This window comes from Akkermansia massiliensis (assembly GCF_023516715.1).
Taxonomy (GTDB): domain Bacteria; phylum Verrucomicrobiota; class Verrucomicrobiia; order Verrucomicrobiales; family Akkermansiaceae; genus Akkermansia; species Akkermansia massiliensis.
The window spans coordinates 147,705-165,631 of record NZ_JAMGSI010000002.1; the positions used below are offsets into that span (position 1 = coordinate 147,705).

Annotated in this window: 17 protein-coding genes and 1 tRNA gene; 4 read left to right on the top strand and 14 right to left on the bottom strand. The window is 57.9% G+C overall.

Features of this window, described 5'->3' with window-relative positions; all coding sequences use genetic code 11:
• Positions 1 to 101 precede the first annotated feature (101 nt).
• The 5 genes from M8N44_RS08355 to M8N44_RS08375 all read right to left on the bottom strand — a co-directional run bounded on the left by M8N44_RS08355 (position 102) and on the right by M8N44_RS08375 (position 4,579).
• A complete protein-coding gene (locus M8N44_RS08355; protein ID WP_022398146.1) occupies positions 102 to 797 on the bottom strand; it encodes a FadR/GntR family transcriptional regulator in 696 nt (231 codons plus the stop codon).
• 6 nt (positions 798 to 803) lie between these two features.
• Positions 804 to 1,601, bottom strand: a complete 798-nt coding sequence (locus tag M8N44_RS08360) for an ABC transporter ATP-binding protein (RefSeq protein WP_022398147.1) — start codon at positions 1,599 to 1,601, stop codon at positions 804 to 806.
• 99 nt (positions 1,602 to 1,700) lie between these two features.
• Positions 1,701 to 2,681 carry a ketol-acid reductoisomerase gene (gene ilvC / locus M8N44_RS08365; protein ID WP_102726511.1) on the bottom strand — a complete coding sequence of 327 codons (981 nt, stop codon included), beginning with the start codon at positions 2,679 to 2,681 and terminating at the stop codon, positions 1,701 to 1,703.
• A gap of 504 nt (positions 2,682 to 3,185) precedes the next feature.
• Positions 3,186 to 3,713, bottom strand: a complete 528-nt coding sequence (locus tag M8N44_RS08370) for a lipocalin family protein (RefSeq protein WP_022398149.1) — start codon at positions 3,711 to 3,713, stop codon at positions 3,186 to 3,188.
• Positions 3,710 to 4,579, bottom strand: coding sequence for a TIGR01777 family oxidoreductase (locus tag M8N44_RS08375; protein ID WP_102726513.1), 870 nt, complete (start codon positions 4,577 to 4,579; stop codon positions 3,710 to 3,712). Before M8N44_RS08375 ends, M8N44_RS08370 begins: the two co-directional genes overlap by 4 nt.
• A 262-nt stretch (positions 4,580 to 4,841) precedes the next feature.
• Here M8N44_RS08375 and M8N44_RS08380 point away from each other — a divergent pair, with 262 nt between their 5' ends.
• Positions 4,842 to 5,894 (top strand): SPFH domain-containing protein, encoded by a 1,053-nt coding sequence (locus tag M8N44_RS08380; RefSeq protein WP_022398151.1) that lies wholly within the window; start codon positions 4,842 to 4,844, stop codon positions 5,892 to 5,894.
• 36 nt (positions 5,895 to 5,930) lie between these two features.
• On the opposite strand, the gene M8N44_RS08385 is transcribed toward M8N44_RS08380, so the two are convergent.
• Together M8N44_RS08385 and M8N44_RS08390 are read right to left on the bottom strand one after the other, a co-directional pair.
• On the bottom strand, positions 5,931 to 6,614 hold the full coding sequence (locus tag M8N44_RS08385) for a hypothetical protein (RefSeq protein ID WP_102730239.1): 684 nt from the start codon (positions 6,612 to 6,614) through the stop codon (positions 5,931 to 5,933).
• Between the two features lie 74 nt (positions 6,615 to 6,688).
• Positions 6,689 to 7,675, bottom strand: coding sequence for a hypothetical protein (locus M8N44_RS08390; protein WP_102721255.1), 987 nt, complete (start codon positions 7,673 to 7,675; stop codon positions 6,689 to 6,691).
• A 232-nt stretch (positions 7,676 to 7,907) separates the two neighbouring features.
• Here M8N44_RS08390 and M8N44_RS08395 point away from each other — a divergent pair, with 232 nt between their 5' ends.
• Positions 7,908 to 8,402, top strand: a complete 495-nt coding sequence (locus M8N44_RS08395) for a YbhB/YbcL family Raf kinase inhibitor-like protein (protein WP_102726516.1) — start codon at positions 7,908 to 7,910, stop codon at positions 8,400 to 8,402.
• Positions 8,403 to 8,427: 25 nt separating this feature from the next.
• On the opposite strand, the gene M8N44_RS08400 is transcribed toward M8N44_RS08395, so the two are convergent.
• The 4 genes from M8N44_RS08400 to M8N44_RS08415 all read right to left on the bottom strand — a co-directional run bounded on the left by M8N44_RS08400 (position 8,428) and on the right by M8N44_RS08415 (position 12,486).
• A complete protein-coding gene (locus M8N44_RS08400) occupies positions 8,428 to 9,612 on the bottom strand; it encodes a DUF418 domain-containing protein (RefSeq protein ID WP_102728677.1) in 1,185 nt (394 codons plus the stop codon).
• A gap of 316 nt (positions 9,613 to 9,928) precedes the next feature.
• On the bottom strand, positions 9,929 to 10,966 hold the full coding sequence (locus tag M8N44_RS08405; protein ID WP_102728676.1) for a threonine aldolase family protein: 1,038 nt from the start codon (positions 10,964 to 10,966) through the stop codon (positions 9,929 to 9,931).
• 179 nt (positions 10,967 to 11,145) lie between these two features.
• Complete coding sequence (locus M8N44_RS08410) at positions 11,146 to 12,141, bottom strand: L-dopachrome tautomerase-related protein (protein ID WP_180972870.1); 996 nt, start codon at positions 12,139 to 12,141, stop codon at positions 11,146 to 11,148.
• Positions 12,142 to 12,399: 258 nt separating this feature from the next.
• Positions 12,400 to 12,486: transfer RNA gene (locus tag M8N44_RS08415), tRNA-Leu, on the bottom strand.
• Positions 12,487 to 12,714: 228 nt separating this feature from the next.
• Between M8N44_RS08415 and M8N44_RS08420 the strand changes: the two genes are divergently transcribed.
• Together M8N44_RS08420 and M8N44_RS08425 are read left to right on the top strand one after the other, a co-directional pair.
• Positions 12,715 to 14,487 carry a TrkH family potassium uptake protein gene (locus tag M8N44_RS08420; protein ID WP_102728675.1) on the top strand — a complete coding sequence of 591 codons (1,773 nt, stop codon included), beginning with the start codon at positions 12,715 to 12,717 and terminating at the stop codon, positions 14,485 to 14,487.
• A 137-nt stretch (positions 14,488 to 14,624) separates the two neighbouring features.
• Positions 14,625 to 15,962, top strand: a complete 1,338-nt coding sequence (locus M8N44_RS08425; RefSeq protein ID WP_022398159.1) for an MATE family efflux transporter — start codon at positions 14,625 to 14,627, stop codon at positions 15,960 to 15,962.
• 406 nt (positions 15,963 to 16,368) lie between these two features.
• On the opposite strand, the gene M8N44_RS13935 is transcribed toward M8N44_RS08425, so the two are convergent.
• The 3 genes from M8N44_RS13935 to M8N44_RS08440 all read right to left on the bottom strand — a co-directional run bounded on the left by M8N44_RS13935 (position 16,369) and on the right by M8N44_RS08440 (position 17,909).
• Positions 16,369 to 17,181: a hypothetical protein gene (locus M8N44_RS13935; RefSeq protein ID WP_146021152.1), complete on the bottom strand. Its 813-nt coding sequence runs from the start codon at positions 17,179 to 17,181 to the stop codon at positions 16,369 to 16,371.
• Positions 17,182 to 17,237: 56 nt separating this feature from the next.
• On the bottom strand, positions 17,238 to 17,501 hold the full coding sequence (locus tag M8N44_RS08435) for a hypothetical protein (RefSeq protein WP_022398161.1): 264 nt from the start codon (positions 17,499 to 17,501) through the stop codon (positions 17,238 to 17,240).
• Between the two features lie 135 nt (positions 17,502 to 17,636).
• Entirely contained in the window at positions 17,637 to 17,909 is a 273-nt protein-coding gene (locus tag M8N44_RS08440; protein ID WP_102728708.1) for a TfoX/Sxy family protein, read from the bottom strand.
• Between the last annotated feature and the right edge of the window lie 18 nt (positions 17,910 to 17,927).

Here is a 17,927-nt window from a genome sequence, read left to right on the forward strand (position 1 = left end):
TCTCTTTTCCGCAAAAAACGGCGGCTTCCGCCATGCGGAGGACGCCGGAACGTTCCGGTTACCGGACAAACTGCCGGTTCAAGCATCCCAACACCCGAATATCAGGCGCTGAATTGGCCGCCTATGCTGACCGTATCAAACTCCACGATCTTCACAATAATGTTTTCCGCCGTGTCCGCCTCCCGCTGCCGGATGGCATCCAGCAGGTCGTCATGCAGCTTCATGGCCCCGGCGTCATACTGCTTCTCCTGCAGCAGGCCTTCCAGATTCTCCTGCACATGGCGGATCACCACGTTGTACAATTCCGCAAGCACCGGGTTATGCGTGGCGCGGGCCACGGCGGCGTGAAACAGCATGTCGTCCTCAATGCCCGGCCTTACCCTGGCATGGCAGTCCTTCAGGGCGCTTTCCAGCTCCTTCAAATCCTCCTCCGTCCTTTTAACGGCGGCCAGCCGCGCAATCTCCTTTTCCAAAGCCAGCCGCGCTTCCAGAATCTGGGGCAGTTCGGATTCCTTGAGGCGGTTACTCACCGCAACGGCAAAGCGGTCTGATGCCATCACATACGTGCCGTCGCCGGGCCGGGCCTCCAGCATCCCCATGTGAATCAGGGATTGAAGGGCCTCGCGGATGGTGTTGTGGCTGACGGAAAAAGCCCGGGCCAGTTCCGCCTCCGCGGGAATGCGGTCCCCCACCTTCCACTTGCCGGACCGTATCATGGATTCCATGGCGGTGAGCACCTGGCGGGACAGGGACACTCTTACAGGCTTCTTCAACTCCATTGTCTTGGATTTCTTCATGAAAAGTTAGCGAATAACAGTCCAGAGGCGTCCCTTCTCCGTCTTGATCAACTGGATATCCAGTTCAAAGGCGTCCTTTAGATTTTCCTCCGTCAACACCTCGTCCCGGCTTCCGTGGGCCACGATCTCACCGGACTTTAAAATCATGCCGCGGTTGAATACGGGGAGGATGTCTTCAATACGCTGGGTAATGAACACGATGGTCAGGTCAGGCCGCGTCTCCGCCAGTTCCTCAATGGTTTTCAGTAAAAATTCGCGTCCCGCCAGGTCCAGGTAAACGCTGGGTTCGTCCAGGATCATCAGCTCCGGGTTCGTCATCAGCGCCCGTGCAATGAGCACCTTGACCTGTTCTCCGGAAGACATGGCCACCACGGGCCTGTCCATCAAATGCTGCGCCTTCAGGGATTTCATGATCCCGGCGGCTTTCTCTTCCTCTTCCGGCGTCGGCTCCCGCAGAAGGCCAATAGTGCCGTCAGGGCCGGAAAGCACCATGTCGCGCCCGTTCCAGGCGCCGTCCTCCAGCCATTTGTGCATGAACGGGCTCACCCACGCGATGGACTTGCGCAGTTCCAGCAGATTCACGTGCCCGAAGGTCTTGCCCAGCACCTGTACTCTGGCGCCGAAGAGAGGCCATGCAAACCCCATCAGCACCTTGACCAGCGTCGTCTTTCCGGCGCCGTTCGCGCCCAGGATGAAGCAGCGTTCTCCGCGCTGCACCTGCCAGGAAATATTGTGCAGGATTTCGTGGCCGCCCAGGTATACCCTGGCATTCTCCACATTGACGGCCGGCAAGGAATTGTCCATAAACTGAAAAAATAGCGGGCTTCCGCGGAAAGCCCGGGAGTGTCCGGGCCGTTCCTCCGGGATACGGCGGAACGGCCCGTAATCAACGTAAAAGAAACCTTAGTTTCTTTCAAACAGGCTGCGAATCTTGGCGCCCACGATTTCCACCGGGTGCTGGCCCAGGGCTTCGCGCTTGGCCTTGAGGTTGGGAGCACCCTTGGCGGCTTCTTCCAGCCAGTCCTTGGCGAACTTGCCGGATTCAATGCGCTTGAGAGATTCCTTCATGCGTTCCTTCACGTCGGCGGGCAGAATCTGAGGGCCGTTGTAGTACTCGCCGAATTCAGCGGTGTTGGAAATCACGGAGTTCATTTTCTGGATGCCGCCGTTGTAAATCAGGTCCACGATGAGCTTGGCTTCATGCACGCATTCAAAGTAGGCCATTTCCGGCGGATAACCGGCTTCCGTCAGGGTTTCAAAGCCGTATTTCATCAGGTCCACCAGGCCGCCGCACAGCACGTTCTGTTCGCCGAACAGGTCTTCGTACGTTTCCTGGGCCATGGTGCATTCCAGCACGCCGCCGCGGGTCAGGCCCTCAGCCTTGGCCATGGCGAGAGCCACGTCGCGGGCCTTGCCGGAGGGATTCTGGTGCACGGCGATGAGGCCGGGGCAGCCGAAGCCTTCTTCAAACACGCGGCGCACTTCCGTGCCCGGTCCCTTGGGAGCCACCATGATCACGTCCACGTCCGCGGGGGGGACGATGGTGTTGAACACGTAGGCAAAGCCGTGGGAGCAGCAAAGCGTCTTGCCGGCCTTCAGGTGGGGCTTGATTTCAGCTTCATACACGGAGCCGTGGCTTTCATCCGGCAGCAGAATGTGGATGATGTCCGCCTTGTCCGCGGCTTCCGCTACGGTCATCACCTGGAACCCGTCCTGGGTGGCGGCGTCAAAAGACTTGCCGGGGCGAACGCCGATAATCACGTTCACACCGGAGTCACGCATGCAAAGTGCCTGGGCGCGGCCCTGGGCGCCATATCCGATCACGGCAACGGTCTTGCCGTTCAATGCGCTGAGATCAGCGGCGTTGTCATGAATAATATCCATTGTTACTCCTTCTTTAAGTAATTCATCCAAACATCCAATGTTTGGATGAATGAGAACATAGCCATCCGCCGCCCGATTGCAAGCGCTTTTCAACGAATGGCTGCGTTTTTTAAATTATGTGCATGGAGACGGGCCCGCTGGAGGGAAGAGCTTGAAAGCAGGAGAATGAAGAAAGGAAGGAGCCCATGGGGGCGCTTACGGGAAATTCCTGACAAGGGCCATGAAACCGCTTTACGGCCGGGCAGCCTTCATGGATGAACCTGTTCCGGAATACAGCGGAGGCATTTTTTACAAGGGCCGGAAGGCCCTTGTTCCCGGCGGATGCCCAGCGGGAAACACGGAGAAAATACGCCTTCCCCCGGACTGGGTAAAAACATCCCTGGGAATGAAGGCCTCCCGGCCTTCACTGCCAAGCGAAGCGGAGGCGTTTTTCCACAAAGGAGCTTGGCTCTTCCATAAAGCCGTTATCCCTACCCCGCACTCCCATTTCAAGAACGGTATCCCTCACAGATCCCGCCCAATGCCATTATCCGTGGAAGCCAGGGAATTGGAGTAAATCAGCTGGGAGGTATCATACCCCAGTTCCTCCGCGCAATGGAGCATCGGCTGAAGCTCTTCATCCCTCAACTGCGGCGTCCGGGCCAGCAGCCACAGGTAATTCAGGGAACCGCCGGAAACCACGGCGCGGCTGTAATCCTCATCCAGAAAGGCCACTTCATACCGGCCGTACACCAGCGGCACGAAGTACACTTTCAAATGATTGGGGGCGTCTCCCACCACAGCCTTCGCATGAGCCTCCTTCCGTTCCCCGGTACGGACGTCATAACCGCTGTTGGTAACGGAAATGGTACCGTTCTCTCCATGGTCATACCGGGCAAGCACCTTGCGAAGCCCGCGCTCAAACCAATTTTCCAGGCGCGCGATTTCGTGCCATTCCCCCAGATAACGTTCCAGATTGAAATCCGGCATGGGGTCGGTTTTGACGGAATGGCCGTGAAACAGGGAAGTAACGATGGTCTGTATGATACTCATGATTTGACAGGGAATGCTTTGTTAAAAAAGGTGCGGATATCCGGATATTGAAACTCAAATCCCTCCCGCATCAGCGTCTCCGGAATGGCGCACTGCCCGTTGGTAATCACCTGGGAGGCTTCCCCCATCAGCAGGCGCAGGACGGCGTCCGGAACATGGATGGACAGGCGGGTGTGGAAATGTTCTGCGGCAGCCTTGTAAAATTCCCGGTTGGTGGTGCGTTCCGGAGCCGTTACATTGACCGGGCCGGAAATGTCCTCCTTCCCCATGATGAAAATCAGGGCATCCACCAGGTCCTCCAGCGCCACCCAGGAAAAGGGATGGTCCGGGTTCCCTACCGCCGCCGTGATGCCGAACCGGGCCGGGCGCACCATTCTGGGGAGCGCTCCCCCATCCGGGGAAAGGACTACGCCAAACCGGGTGCGGACCAGCCGCACGGAGTCGTTCACCAGTTCCGCCTCCTTTTCCCAGGCCACGCACAATTCCGCCAGAAAGGAATCCGCCGCCGGATCGTCCTGTTCGCCATGGCAGCCGCCGGCCGGGCTGTAATACCCGACGGCGGAAGTGGAAATCATCACTTCCGGAGGTTCGTGCAGGCGATTGACCGCTTCCACCAGCTTGCGGGTGGTCATAATGCGGCTCTCCACCAGTTCCTGCTTGTAAGCGTCCGTCCACCGCCGGTCGATGGGCGCCCCGGCCAGATTGATGACAGCGCGGCATCCCGCCAGAGCCTCCGCCAGGCAATCCACGCTGTCCTGCGTGAACAGATAGCGCCACAAAGGCGTCACCTGATGCCCGAACACCGCAAGACGGCTGGACAAGTGGCTGCCTATAAATCCGCTGGAACCCGTAATGGCTACATTCATGACTGTAAATCAGATGGCGGCCCGTCTCCGCGGAGGGCGCTCCGGAACACTGCTGGAAATATCCCGCACGGGAACGGACAACCTTTACCGGATAAGACATTTCCACCTCTCTCCTCCGTTCAGCGGAGGACATACTTTGCCGCCTTCCTTTTCCTGAAACGCGCTCTTCACCGGAATTTCCCCTGCGGCCGGACGGAAAAAGAGAACTTGATTTTCACCGGGTGCCTTTTATGTTGGAAACCGTCACAACCACTACTCTCTCATGAATAAAACTCCCAGAACTTTCCTTTCCCTGCTCATTCCCGCCATTGTCATCATTGCTGCGGGTGCGGCGGCCTTCTCCTTTTACAATTTCAGCAACAAGCGCGTGCTGTCCGGTTTTGCCGGCTACGTCTATTCCAAGCCCATTTTCGGCCAGAACAAGTTTGAGGGCATCCTGATCGGGCCATCCTCCACGGGATGGGTATGGCGGAGGGAAGTCAGCAAGGTTTCCATCACGCCGGATACCACGGTGGAGGAATTCGATGCCCGCAACGGCGGCGCCATCCTGGGCAAGGACAAACTGCCCATCTCCTGCAAGGCCTCCCTGGTTTACCGCCTGGACCCGTCCCGAGTGAAGGAATTCATGGAGGATTACGGCGGCATCGCGCAGAGCTCCGGCCGCAATGACGACGAAGTGGCGGACGAGATCATGCTGTTTGCCTACAAGAATTTCATCCAGCAGCCCTTCCGCACCGCCGTACGGGCGGAATTGAGCCAGTACAACGCCCTGGACGCCTCCGGCAGCCTGCAAAAGATTTCCGACAACGTTTACACGCAGTTGAGCAAGCGACTGGACGGCACCCCCTTCATCGTGGATTCCGTAGCCGTGGGAGAAACCAATCCTCCGCAGGCCATCATTGAATCCGTCGTGAAGAAAGTGCAGACCACCCAGGAAAATGAACGGAAGGAGACGGAGCTGCAAATCGCCCGGAAGGACATCGCCATCCAGCGCGCACGCGGGGAGGCGGAAGGAGCCATGAAAATGGAAATAGCGCGCCAGGAAGCGAACGCTAATCTGGCACGCGGCGAGGCGGAAGCCAAAGTCATCGTCATGCAGGGGAAAGCGCGCGCGGAAGCTTCCCTGGAAGCCGCCAGGGCGGAAGCGGCGGGTCTGGCGCTGAAGGAAAAGGCCATGGGGCCGAACGTGCTCCGCGCCAAGGCCTTTGAAAACATGCTGAACAATGCCAAGGTCTACCTTCCCTCCGGCAAGGATGCGGAAGGGAACATGTCCGTGCTGGGCATCCTCAATCTGGACAGGGAGTCTGCCAAATAAGCCTCACTTTCCCCGGCGCTGCCGGAACGGCGGCAGTCATGAAGCGGCGGGACCGGAGATGGAAAAACCGCCCTCCTCCTCTTCCCCGGCAAATTCATGCTTGAGCATGAACAAGCCGCACATGTTCATCAGCACGCAGGCGACATACAGCTTCACGGGCGCCATGGCAAAATCCATCAGAAACCCGGAAGGAAGGCTCAGAATCACCCATCCCCCCGCGCAGATGGCGCCGAGCAGCCCGGCATAGGGAAGAGGCGCCTTTCTGACAAGCCCCCACCAGCCCGCGGGAGAAAGCCCGGAAAAACTTTCCAGCACGGAAGTCCTCATGAAAACGCCCGGGAAATAAGCTGCACCCGCCGCAATGAACAGCCAGATAAGGGGGCTGTCCATGTCCCAGTCCATCACTCCCAGATAAATGACCAGAGGCAGGAAGGAGACTGCCATGCACATCACCAGCCGGATGTAAGGCATCATCAGATCGTCCAGCCATTCCTCCAACTCCGGAAAGAGGCAGATTTCCTCCTCCCCCATGGCGGACCGCTGCACCATCTTCATGAAAAAGGCGCACATGAACGGTTGCAGGAAACAAAAAATGGCAATCCAGCCGATGAGGGGCGCCCAGGCCGCCAGGAACATGGCCCATACAATGAGGACGGCAAAGGCAAAAACCATGGGCCTTCCACGGAAAGGATAGCCCAGAGAAGAGAGATAGTCGGACATTCAAAAATGTTAGAGCATTCCATTCACACCGTCAACGTCTTATTGCCGCTCTAACAAAATAGTTCCTCCTTGTTTCAGGAATAAAAATTCTCCACGGTCCGGACGACGCGCTCCATGTCCTGCGGCCCGCAGCGCTGGTCCACGGGAAGCGGCAGAAGATGCAGCGCCAGCTTCCGTTCCAGGCTGCCCTCCGGGGCCTGTTCCAGCACCTCCGGCCACAGCAGGGGAACCAGGATGCGTTCATCAATCAGCACATTCCTCAGCTCGGGAAAAGCCGTCCAAAACGGATAGCAAAATGGAGCGGACAAGGAATCCGGCTCCACGGAAAGGCGGTTCAGATGTCCCAGCCTTTCGTGCAGAAACAGGAAATTGTCCATGCGGCGCAATCGCGCCTGCTCGTAATCAATTCCGCGCATTAACCGCTCCGTCAGACGGGACATTTTCCGCAGGGGGGCGTTTTCCAGCCTCCGTTCGTTCCGTCCGCAGGCGGCGGAAGCCCTTTCCGGCCCACGTTCCAGGCATCCCAGCAGAAAGGCGGCATCCGGCAGAGACTCATCCCGTTCCTCCGGTTCCGGCAGCGGCTGGTCTGCGTCCATGACGGCGATTCCCCCGTCCGGAAGGCCGGAAAACTTGCGCGGACTGTACAGGGACGCCACGCCGGGACGGGCGGGAGAATACAAGGCCAGCGCATTGTCCACAACCAGCCTGCCGCCATACCGGGAGGCCAGCCGGTCCACGTACTTCTCCTTGATGCCGAAGTAGTTTGTATACAGCAGGAATTCTCCTTCCTCCAGCTCCGGCAATTCTTCCGGCTCCAGATGCCCGTCAATGCGGTAAGGAATAACGGGAATGTGAAGCCGTTCCATCGGTTCCAGCACCGTTCCGCACGTATAAAGGGGCACGTGGACACGGCGCACGCCCCCCAGGCGGCGCAGGATATACTCCAAAGCGCGCCTGCCGGAATTCACGGCCACGCTCCGGCCGGGATGCCACTGAGGGAAATTGCCGTATTCCGGCAATTCCAGGCCGAAAAAGCCGCCGATGTCCGTCCGCCCTTCCATACGCCACGCAATACTACATCTCCCTTTCAAAGGAAAGCGCCATCTGGAACGGCACCCTTTCCCGTACCAGGGAACCAACCGAACACGACTGGAAGGAAAAAATCAACAAGGAATGAATCTGGAGCATCCGGGAGAAAGCCGCCGGACAGCCCGGCAGCAAGCCCCTCCACACAATCTCCTGAACCCTTCCCCTCATTTTGAACGAACAACACTGAAATAAAATCCTGACCTTATGCCTTCATCATTTACACTCCACAGCAAGGACCTGGGCGGCGTTGCCACGCCTGTCCACCGGCACACCAGCATAGGCGGCGGCAATCAGTCCCCCGAGCTCTTCTGGACCAATCCGCCGGAAGGAACAAAAAGCTTTGCCGTTACCATCCATGACCGGGACGCGCCTACCGGAAGCGGATTCTGGCACTGGCTGGCCGTCAACATTCCCGCCTCCGTCAGGGAACTGCACGCGGATGCCGGAAATCCGGCCACCCGCCTGATGCCGGAGCAGGCGGTCCAAATTCGCAATGACGCCGGATTCGCGGGCTACAGCGGCAGCTTCCCTCCCCCGGGCCACGGGTGGCACCTGTACCTGGTCACCGTTTATGCGCTGGATACGGCATCGCTGCCCGTGGCTCCGGATACCCCGGCCGCCCAGGTAGGCTTCCAGCTCTGGCAGCACACGCTGGAAAAAGCGTCCCTCGTCTTTTACGACCAGGTACCGGCAAAATAACCTGTACCGGAGAAAATCACCGTTTCTACCGGGCTTCCGGCTTGGCCGCCTTTCCGGCGCCCAGCCAGGTTGCCCGGTGCCACAGCCCTTCCAGCACCCCGTAACGGTGCCGCTCCAGCCACCAGCGGCAGAACCATATCTGCCCGGCCATGGCGGCGCAGCCGATTGTAAAGCTGGCCAGATACCCGCAATAAGGAGCCAGCCCCAGCGCGTACGGGAAGAAAATCAGGGAGCCTATCAGAGACTGGGAGACATAGTTGGTCAGGCTCATGCGTCCATAAGTCAGCAGAGGAACCGTCACTTTCCTGAAATATTCCAGCCGGTACAGCAGGACGAACCCGGCTACCCACACGCCGGTAAAGCAGACATTGTGCCACATGGTGAACACGGTGTGCACCGGGGCAGGCAAATCCGGCAGGGACATCACCACATAAAACGCCACGGCTCCGGCCAGGGAAAGAAGCATCCCCCGGGTCCAGAACATGGCATTCCGGTCATTCTGCAAAAAGAAATCCTGCCGCCCCAGCACGAACCCCAGCAGAAACAGTCCCGGAGCCTGCATCAGGCGCCCCGCCTCAATGCCCCAGGCCAGGCTTGCCCACTGCCCCACCGTCAGGTTCTCCCACGCCATCAGCCAGAAATTGCCCGTATCCACAGCCGTTTTCAGGGCAGCGTACGATTCCGCAACAGCCAGGGAGGGAGGCGCCCAGGCCGGACTCACCCACTGCGCTGCCGCATACGCCCATTCCAGGGGCTGGGCCAGGAAGAACAGGGATAATACCACCAGAGTGGAAGTCTTCAGCCGGCGGCACGGCACCAGGAGCAGCCCTGCGATGGCGAAGGTCAGCAGCACGTCTCCGCCCGGAAAAAACACCGCATTCATGCAGGCGAACACCGCCAGCAGGCACATGCGCCAGACAAACCTGCCCGCAAAGTCACGGCCCTTCCGGGCCTGGTTGCGGTACTGGATGGCAAAGGTGAACCCGAACAACAGGGCGAAAATGGTGTAGGACTTTCCGGCAAACAGGAAGAAAAAAGCGTCCTTGAACTGCTGGTTGGCCGCCTCCATCACCGGGGAGGAAGCCACGGGATAGGAATTGTAGATGAAATGTTCCAGAAAATGCAGCAGCATGATTGCCATCACGGCAAAACCGCGCAGGGCGTCCACCACATAAATGCGTTTGCTGTCGGGAGAGAGTAAGGGTTCCATGGCTATGATAGTACGGCGTACGGAACGCCTCTGTTTCAACAGAAGCCACCTATACACCATGAAAAAGCCTTTTACAGCCAAAATCGCAGCCGGAGCATCCTTCCGGAAAATTTATTCCATGCCGGGCGGAGGACGCGTCCCCCCGGCCATGGTTGCTGCACGGTCAAGGACATATCCGTGCCATCCCCGCCCTTCCGCATTCCGGAAAGCTCAATACCGCTTCCCAGGGATGAGCCGGAGAACGATCTTCCCCCTGCCCCCGCAGACAATGAAACCCGGTGCAGGTACCCCGGCGCTCCCCGGAAACGGGAACACCTCAGCACAAACGGCCGATATCTGCCATCAACTCCCGCACGTCTTCCTCCCGCGTGGCCCAGCTCGTGCAGAAACGCACGGTACTGTGGGAGGGGTCCTCCCGGCGCAGGTAGGCAAAGCCGTACTTCTTCCCCAACTCATCCAGGACGTAATCGGGCATCGTGACGAACTGCTGGTTCGTCCCGCTGGCAACGGGGAGCGCCAGTCCCCTGGCGCGGCAGAAATCCCGGAGCATCACGGCCAGACGGTCCGCGTGGGCCCCCAGGCGGAAATAAAGGCCGTCACGGAACAGCTCCAGAAACTGGATGCCCAGAAGCCTCCCTTTCGCGAGCCGGCCGCCCTTCTGCTTGGCAATGTAGCGGAAATCCTCCTTCAGGGCATCATGGCGCAGCACCAGGGCTTCCCCGAACAGGGCGCCGACCTTCGTGCCGCCGATGTAAAAGGCGTCGCAGAGGGAGGCAATTGCCGGCAGATCCAGATCATTGCCTTCATCGCACAAGCCGTAGCCGAGGCGCGCGCCGTCCATATACAGGTACAGCCCCCGGCGGCGGCAGACTTCGGAAATCTCCTGAAGTTCCCTCCGGGAATAAATGGTCCCCAGCTCCGTCGGCTGGGAAATATAAACCATCCGGGGCTGAGGCATGTGTTCATGGGTTTCGTCGTCCCAATGGGCGTGCCACGCATCCTCAATCTGCCGGGCCGTCAGCTTCCCGTCCAGGGATGGAATGGCGGAAACCTTGTGGCCGCACGCCTCCACCGCTCCCGACTCATGGACGTTGATATGGCCCGCATCCGCGCACAGCACGCATTGATGGGGGCGCAAGGCCGCCGCAATCACCGTGAAATTGGTCTGGGTTCCTCCAATGAGGAAATGAATGTCCAGGTCCGTTCTGCCGCACAAATTAGCGATCAGCTCCCGGGCCCGGTCGCAATAGGGGTCCTCCCCATACCCGGCTGTCTGTTCCATATTCGTTTCCGCCAGCCTGCGGAGAATATCCGCATGGGCGCCTTCACTGTAGTCACAGTTGAAAAGAATCATTGCCTTCCTGAAAAACGCGGGGACTGTAGCCCGGGGCGCCTGTCATGTAAAGGAAGATGAAGAATACCTCCGGAACAGGGGCAAGCCACGTCGCGGTTCCGGCGGAGGGCGGCAGGGCGCAAGCGGTTTCACGGCACAGATGCCGGAGGCTCAGCCATCCTCCGCTCCGCCCAGGCCGCTTATTCCGGCAGCTTCACCCTTTTCAGCGTAAACTCCATCTTGGAAATATCCCCGCTGGCTTCCTGAATGCGGGAATTGGTGAAATACAGGTACCCGTCATGAATGCTGAACGTGTCCGGCCAGCTGATTCCGTCCCCGGAAGCCAGAACCTTGATCTCCTTGCGGTCCGGAGTGAGATAGACAATGCGGTTCTCTTCCAGGTCCCCCATGTAAAGGTTGCCCCGGTCGTCCATGATCATGCCGTCCGGGGAAGGCGTTTTCATGGAAAAAATCCTGCTTTCATCCACCTTCCGGTCAATCAGTTGGCGGGTGGGTATTCCATACAGGGTTTTACCCGTCAGGGCGTGGAAATACAGGATGCCGTTCTTCCGGTCCAGGGCAATCCCGTCGGCATGGACTTTTCCGTCATGCCTCTTCCCCTCAACGGTGACATGGTCCTGTTCCGCCGTCGTATAGGGGTGATGGTCCAGCATTCGATAATTCTCTCCGCTCTTCATGTCCAGGACGATCAACCCCGGATCGTTGGAATCCGTAAAATAAATTTTGCCATGCTCACGGTCCACGCGCAGGTCATTAACATAGGAATCCGGGCTGGTGGATTCCGCCAGGGGATACTTCCTGACAAGCTTGTCCGTATTGAGGTCATACACGTACAATGCAGGAACGGCGACAGTCTTGCCGATCATGGGATTCTTCGTATCAATCACATAAAGCCTGTCTCCGTCCGCAACCACGGACTGCACGCACACAAACGCATCTCCGTCTCCGGGCATTCCCTTCTCCCACCGGTTGGTTTTCTCATCCGGATAAGGGGTATAGCTGCCGTCCTTGCGGACCTCCGCCACGGAGCACGGAATCTGCTCCCGCCAGCGGGGAAAATTGACAAAAATCCTGCCCTTGTCCGACACCGTTACTCCGGTCACCTGCGCCCCCTTGAACGAGGCGACGTCCTCAATCTTCGCCTCCGCACGCCCGGCCGGAGCAAACGCGCACATGAGGAATAAAACAACGGAAGCGGAAAAGAAAAAACATTTAACGGGGAACATGGGATTTTAATTTCTCTATTGACTGCAAGACAATACTGAGGCGCTCCGCGTTCATTCCCCGCGGGCGCAGCTTTCCTCGCAGCACCACTCCCGTCATTTGCAAAAAAAATGCCCCGTTTTCCCGCACCTGATGCCATTTTGAATGGAAACCGCTATCCTCAAGAAACCAGTAAGGCCGTGCAAGCAGTTAACTTGCACGGCCTTGTTTGGTGCGCCCGAAAGGACTCGAACCTTCACGGGGGAACCCCCACTAGAACCTGAATCTAGCGCGTCTACCAATTCCGCCACGAGCGCACATGGTTTGGTAAGAACGGGGGTTATTATGCACAGCGGCGGCGGATTGGCAACTATTTTCCTGCACATGAAAGAAAATATTTTCCAGGGCCTCTTTCCCCCCGGCAACCGGGACGGCATGGAAACGATATAAGGGCTTCTCAAATCCTTCCGTATGCAGTAGTCTCCCCTCAGCATCAGAGGCACCACCATTTCAGGCTTGTGAATGAGACGAGGGAAAAACCGCTATTGAACCGTTTTGAGGTCATGGAAATGGGGTTCGGCCTGTGTACGCTGGCCGCCCTGATGTGGCTGCTGTGGTGGAACGGTTTCGGAGAAATTCATGAGGACCAGCTTTCCCTGCGTTATTTCCGGGAAATCCTGTCCCTGCTGGTGCTCGGCCAGCTTACCGGAGTTCTCGGCATCCTGCGGGAAAAGTGGCTTGCCAAGTCCATCCGGAACCCGCGGTGGATGGAACTGGGGCTGGGCCTCCTTATCCTGGTCATGCTGGCCGGGAATTTTTTCAATTCCACCTTTATTTCCAGAATAGAGCTTCAGAATATTTTCCGCGCCCTCTGCCTCTGCTACGGAGCGGCTCCCCTGCTGAACCTGAAGGAGTATTTTTTCCGCCTGGCCCGCCGGAACCGGGGGTTCCACCTGCCGCGCATCCGCCCGGCCCTGCTTTTCCTGCTCACGCTGATTGCCTTCATTACGCTGGGGGGAACCCTCCTCATGTCGCCCGGCGCTACCAAGGACGGCATCATTCTTTCCCCTACGGACGCCTATTTCATCAGCACCAGCGCCGTCTGCGTCACGGGGCTCGTGCCCCTGAACGTCCATGAGCATTTCACCAATTACGGGCAGACCATTTTGCTGGTGCTTTTCCAGGTAGGCGCTTTCGGCATCATGACGTTCACTTATTTCGTCTCCCTGATGGTGGGCCAGGGCCTGAGCCTGCGTTCCAAGGTGACCATCAGCAACCTGCTGGATGAAGAGGGCATCGCCCAGGTGGACCGGTTCATCAAGAACATCATTGCCGTCACGTTCGGGGTGGAGGCACTGGGAGCCATAGCCCTTTATTTTTCCTGGAGGAACGTACCGGGGCTGGAGGGGGACACGCTCTGGTGGTACGCCGTGTTCCATTCCGTTTCCGGCTTCTGCAACGCAGGGTTCAGCCTGTTTGCGGACAACCTGGCTACGCCGGATGTGGCCTACAATATGGGCGGCCAGATTACCATCATGGTGATGGTGCTCTGCGGCAGCCTGGGGTTTGCGATGTACCTGGAGATCGTCCGCCGCGCCAGGGTGGCCCTGGGCTGGGACAGCCGGAACACTATCAGCCGCCACTGGTCCACGTACAGCTGGCTGGTCGTGCGCATGACCGCCGCGCTGGTGCTGGGCGGCGGATTGATCCTGTTCCTGATCAAGGCGATTGACGGCAGCCTGTTCACTTCTGCCGATCCTTGGTACTGGATTCTGTGGGAAAGCCTGTTCAACGCCACGGCGCGCACCGCCGGGTTCAATATTTCAGACATGGCGCTCAACAGCGTCCCGTACGCCCTGTTCCTGGGGGCGCTCATGTTCATCGGCGGCAATCCCGGTTCCACGACGGGGGGCGTCCATACCACCGCGTTCGCCGTTTCCTGCGGGGAGGTGGCGCGCATCTTGCAGGGCAAGCAGGACGTGGTGATGCACAAGCGCCGGATTGCCCGCAGCGTGGTGGAGCGCGCCGTCATCACCGTTATCCTGGCCGGGGCCTGGGTAGGCATGATGACCACGGTCATGTGTTTTGCGGAACCGGGACTGAGCCTGGAACGCCTGTTTTTCGAGGTGGTCAGCTCCTTCGCCACGGTAGGTTTTTCCTGGAACGTCACGCCGGAACTCAGCGATGCGGGCAAATGGATTATCGTGTTTAACATGATCGTGGGCCGCGTGGGCATGGTGGCATTCGTGCTGGCGTTCATGAAACAGCCCAGCAAGTCTCCGCTGCGGTATCCGGAGACCAGGCTTCCCCTCAGCTGACCCGCGGTTTTTCTCCGTTTTTCATGACATGCACGGAGACAAACGCATTTCTTTCTTGCATGAAAACGGTTTGAGTCAAGAATGCCGGACCTTTAGCGCCTGCTCCCGGCAGATCATGCCCGCGGGACGCCCTTGTTATGAATAATCCCTCCTTTATTTCCTATCAAAAGATATGGCTCATGTCGTATCCCCTCATGATCAGCCTGATCATTGAGCACATGATCGGCCTGACGGACGCCATTTTCCTGGGCCGCGTGGGGGATGTGGCGCTGGGAGCGTGCGCCCTGGGCGGCGTGTATTACATGGCCATGTTCATGCTGGCTTTCGGCTTCGGATTCGGGGCGCAAATCATCATTGCGCGCCGCAACGGGGAACGCCGTTACAACCGCATTGGACCCACCATGATCCAGGGTTGTTATTTCATGCTGGCCCTGGCGGTGGTTCTGTTCACCGCCTCCCAATATTTTTCGCCCATCATCCTGCGGGATATCATCGAGTCCCCGCAGGTTTACGACGCCACGGCGGATTACCTGCACTGGCGCACCTACGGCATCTTTTTCTCCTTCCTCTGCGTGATGTTCCGCGCTTATTACGTGGGGATTACCCAAACGAAGATTCTGACGATCAATTCCGTCGTGATGCTCCTGAGCAACGTGGTGCTGAATTACTGCCTCATTTTCGGGAAAGGCGGCTTTCCCGTCATGGGCATCGCCGGGGCGGCCATTGCCTCCAGCGTGTCGGAGGCCGTTTCCCTCCTCTTTTTCATCATTTACACGGGCACGACGGCAGACAAGCGGAAGTACGGCTTCCGCCGGGCGTTCACGTTCCGTCCCCATCTGCTGAAAGGCATGCTGTCCATTTCCGGCTGGACCATGGTGCAGTCCTTCATTTCCGTCTCCATCTGGTTCATCTTTTTCCTGGCGATTGAACACCTGGGGGAACGCCCCCTGGCCGTGACCAACATCGTGCGCAATATTTCCGCGCTGCTCATCATGGTGATCAGCGCCTTCGCCACCACGGCGGGGGCCCTCATCAGCAACCAGATCGGCGCGGGGGAACAGCGCTATCTGTTCAGAACCTGCGGGATGACGCTTAACCTGACGTATGCCATCCTGGTTCCGCTGCTTGTTATCCTGTGCCTGTTCCCGGAACCCGTTCTCAGAGTTTTCACGGATAATCCGTCCCTGATTGCCGCCAGCATTAATTCCGTTTATGTGATGTCCACCTCCACCCTGATCATGGCTCCGGCATTCATCCTGTTTAATGCCGTATCCGGCACGGGCAACACGAAGGCGGGCTTCATCATGGAGATGATTTCCCTGACTGTTTACACCGCCGCCGTTTATTACATCGTCATCAGGCTCAAGCCTGACGTGGCTCTCTGCTGGTTCTCCGAACACGTTTACGGCATTGCCCTGATAGCACTGGCGTGGTGGTACCTGAAGAGCGGAAAATGGCGCGGCAAGAAGGTATAAACAGGAATACGGCAAAAACGCAACCCTTCCCTGCTTTTTTCCACCGTAAAAGGCGGCGGCATCCATGCCCATGACGTTCCTTGATGAGAGCGGCATGGATGGAGGAGTGTCCATCCCGCCCCAGTCAAGCAAACCGGGTTCAACCCGTTTCCCTCATCCATGTCCCGGATAAAAAAGTCCAGCCATTCACAGACGCCGGAAGAATAGACCGATTCGCTCCCATTCAGGAAGAACCTTTAAGCGTGAAACAGGGGTTTTCCATTCTTCAAATCAGGGGAAAACGACGCCAGCGCATTTCCGGAACGGCCTTTCCTAGGAGAGCACCGCCACCTTTCAGAGGTCTTTCCCAAGGGCATAAAAAAGCCCCGCGGCACAAGCCGCAGGGCAAAAACGGAACAGGCCGGGATTATTCTTCGCCGGAATCCTCTTCGGAATCACGGTCTTCCTCCGGAGAGGAAGCTTTTTCCTGCTGCTGGGGGGCGGCCTTCTGGGCGTGCTTGCGGCGGGATTCTTCCATCATGAAGAATTCCGCGCAGCGGAAGGCGCGGCGCGCGGCTTCACGCGCCGTCTGGTCGTCCATCAGGGCAAGCCCTTCTTCAGACACTTCCGCCAGGAACATTTTCCAGGCGCGGGAGGCCACTTTCTTGCCATCCAGCTGCTTGAAGGAAGCGGAGTCCTGCATGGGCTGGCGGTCTTCTGAGCCGTTGCCCTTTTTATTGCGGCGGCGGCGCTTGCGCTTGTTGAAGGAACCTTCAGAAGCTCCGCCCACGGTTTCCGGCTGGGCAAAGGAGTCTCCGCCATGCTGTTCATGGCGTTCCTGCTGTTCCGGGTTGCGGTTGGGGCGGAAGGATTCGCGCTTGACCTTGACCGGAGCGGCAGCCTGGGGCCTTTGGGAAGCCTCGAGAGCGGTATTTTTTTCAACGGGAGCGGCGGGAGCCGGAGTCACGGAAGGAGCCGGCGCTTCAGCGGCGGGGGCCTTCTTGTCAGCCGCCTTTTTGGCGGGTTTCACGGTTTTTGCCTTGGCCGCGGTTTTCGGGGCGGACTTGACCGTTTTGATTTTGGGCGCTTCTACGGAAGCGGCGTCAGCAGCGGGCTTCTTTTCAGCCGCGGCGGCCTTCTTGGTCGTAGAGGCCGTCTTTTTGGCAGCCGTTTTGCGGGCAGCCGTTTTTTTGGCTGCGGACGCTTCCGGAGCACCTGTTTCTAATGGTTTTTTTGCCATAAAATTTCAAGTGAAAGAAAGGATTATGAATCAATTCCGGAGATTGTCGAGATTTATCACGGAGCCTCATCCGGAAGGGCCGGCAAATCTTTCAAAAGCGCCTTGTACTTTCCCGAATCAAAGGGGCGGCCGCCCACCACCATCTCATTAATGGTGATGGCAAGGGCCTGCGCCATCAGTTCCAGGGCTTCCTGCTCTTCCAGTTTTTCCCGGCCCGTCAGGCGCTCCAGGCAGGCCTTGACATAGGCAGTGTCCGGCGCTTCCAGCTGCTCCCGCACGGCAGGCACCAGCGTTTCAATCATTTCATCCGGTATTTCCATAAGATTTTCCTTCTGCTGTTTGGATTACCCTAACGAAGTTCAGGAGAATTTTCCCCTGTCCGCCCCTGAATTGCGCTGCCAGGATGCCGGCTCCGTAAAGGTAATATTAATTTTTCAATAATTTGATTCCAATGATCAATCCTCGATTTTTGCCTTTAATTCTTCTTTCAATTCAGAGGGAGTGTCATTCCAGTGCAAGTTCAGCAACGCCCCTTCCAGAGAATACAGGTAATAACATACAGGCACCGTCTTGTCAGGATAGTTACCGCATATTTTTTTAAATGCCTCAACGGAAGTCATTTTCTCAAGATCAGCCAAGGTGAACACACCGATTTCATTAAGGCATTTTTTTATAGCCGCCCCGATGTTTTTTGCCTGCCTTAAATCGCTTGTTATCTTGAATTTCATTTTCATTGCGGCTTATTT

Excerpts from the sequence above, each read along its gene's own strand:
- M8N44_RS08385 (WP_102730239.1), bottom strand. The coding sequence starts at position 6,614 with ATGTCCGACTATCTCTCTTCTCTGGGCTATCCTTTCCGTGGAAGGCCC.
- M8N44_RS08355 (WP_022398146.1), bottom strand. The coding sequence starts at position 797 with ATGAAGAAATCCAAGACAATGGAGTTGAAGAAGCCTGTAAGAGTGTCC.
- M8N44_RS08400 (WP_102728677.1), bottom strand. The coding sequence starts at position 9,612 with ATGGAACCCTTACTCTCTCCCGACAGCAAACGCATTTATGTGGTGGAC.
- M8N44_RS08360 (WP_022398147.1), bottom strand. The coding sequence starts at position 1,601 with ATGGACAATTCCTTGCCGGCCGTCAATGTGGAGAATGCCAGGGTATAC.
- M8N44_RS08375 (WP_102726513.1), bottom strand. The coding sequence starts at position 4,579 with ATGAATGTAGCCATTACGGGTTCCAGCGGATTTATAGGCAGCCACTTG.
- M8N44_RS08425 (WP_022398159.1), top strand. The coding sequence starts at position 14,625 with ATGAATAATCCCTCCTTTATTTCCTATCAAAAGATATGGCTCATGTCG.
- M8N44_RS13935 (WP_146021152.1), bottom strand. The coding sequence starts at position 17,181 with ATGGCAAAAAAACCATTAGAAACAGGTGCTCCGGAAGCGTCCGCAGCC.
- M8N44_RS08380 (WP_022398151.1), top strand. The coding sequence starts at position 4,842 with ATGAATAAAACTCCCAGAACTTTCCTTTCCCTGCTCATTCCCGCCATT.
- M8N44_RS08395 (WP_102726516.1), top strand. The coding sequence starts at position 7,908 with ATGCCTTCATCATTTACACTCCACAGCAAGGACCTGGGCGGCGTTGCC.
- M8N44_RS08370 (WP_022398149.1), bottom strand. The coding sequence starts at position 3,713 with ATGAGTATCATACAGACCATCGTTACTTCCCTGTTTCACGGCCATTCC.
- ilvC (WP_102726511.1), bottom strand. The coding sequence starts at position 2,681 with ATGGATATTATTCATGACAACGCCGCTGATCTCAGCGCATTGAACGGC.
- M8N44_RS08440 (WP_102728708.1), bottom strand. The coding sequence starts at position 17,909 with ATGAAATTCAAGATAACAAGCGATTTAAGGCAGGCAAAAAACATCGGG.
- M8N44_RS08435 (WP_022398161.1), bottom strand. The coding sequence starts at position 17,501 with ATGGAAATACCGGATGAAATGATTGAAACGCTGGTGCCTGCCGTGCGG.
- M8N44_RS08410 (WP_180972870.1), bottom strand. The coding sequence starts at position 12,141 with ATGTGCGCGTTTGCTCCGGCCGGGCGTGCGGAGGCGAAGATTGAGGAC.
- M8N44_RS08405 (WP_102728676.1), bottom strand. The coding sequence starts at position 10,966 with ATGATTCTTTTCAACTGTGACTACAGTGAAGGCGCCCATGCGGATATT.
- M8N44_RS08390 (WP_102721255.1), bottom strand. The coding sequence starts at position 7,675 with ATGGAAGGGCGGACGGACATCGGCGGCTTTTTCGGCCTGGAATTGCCG.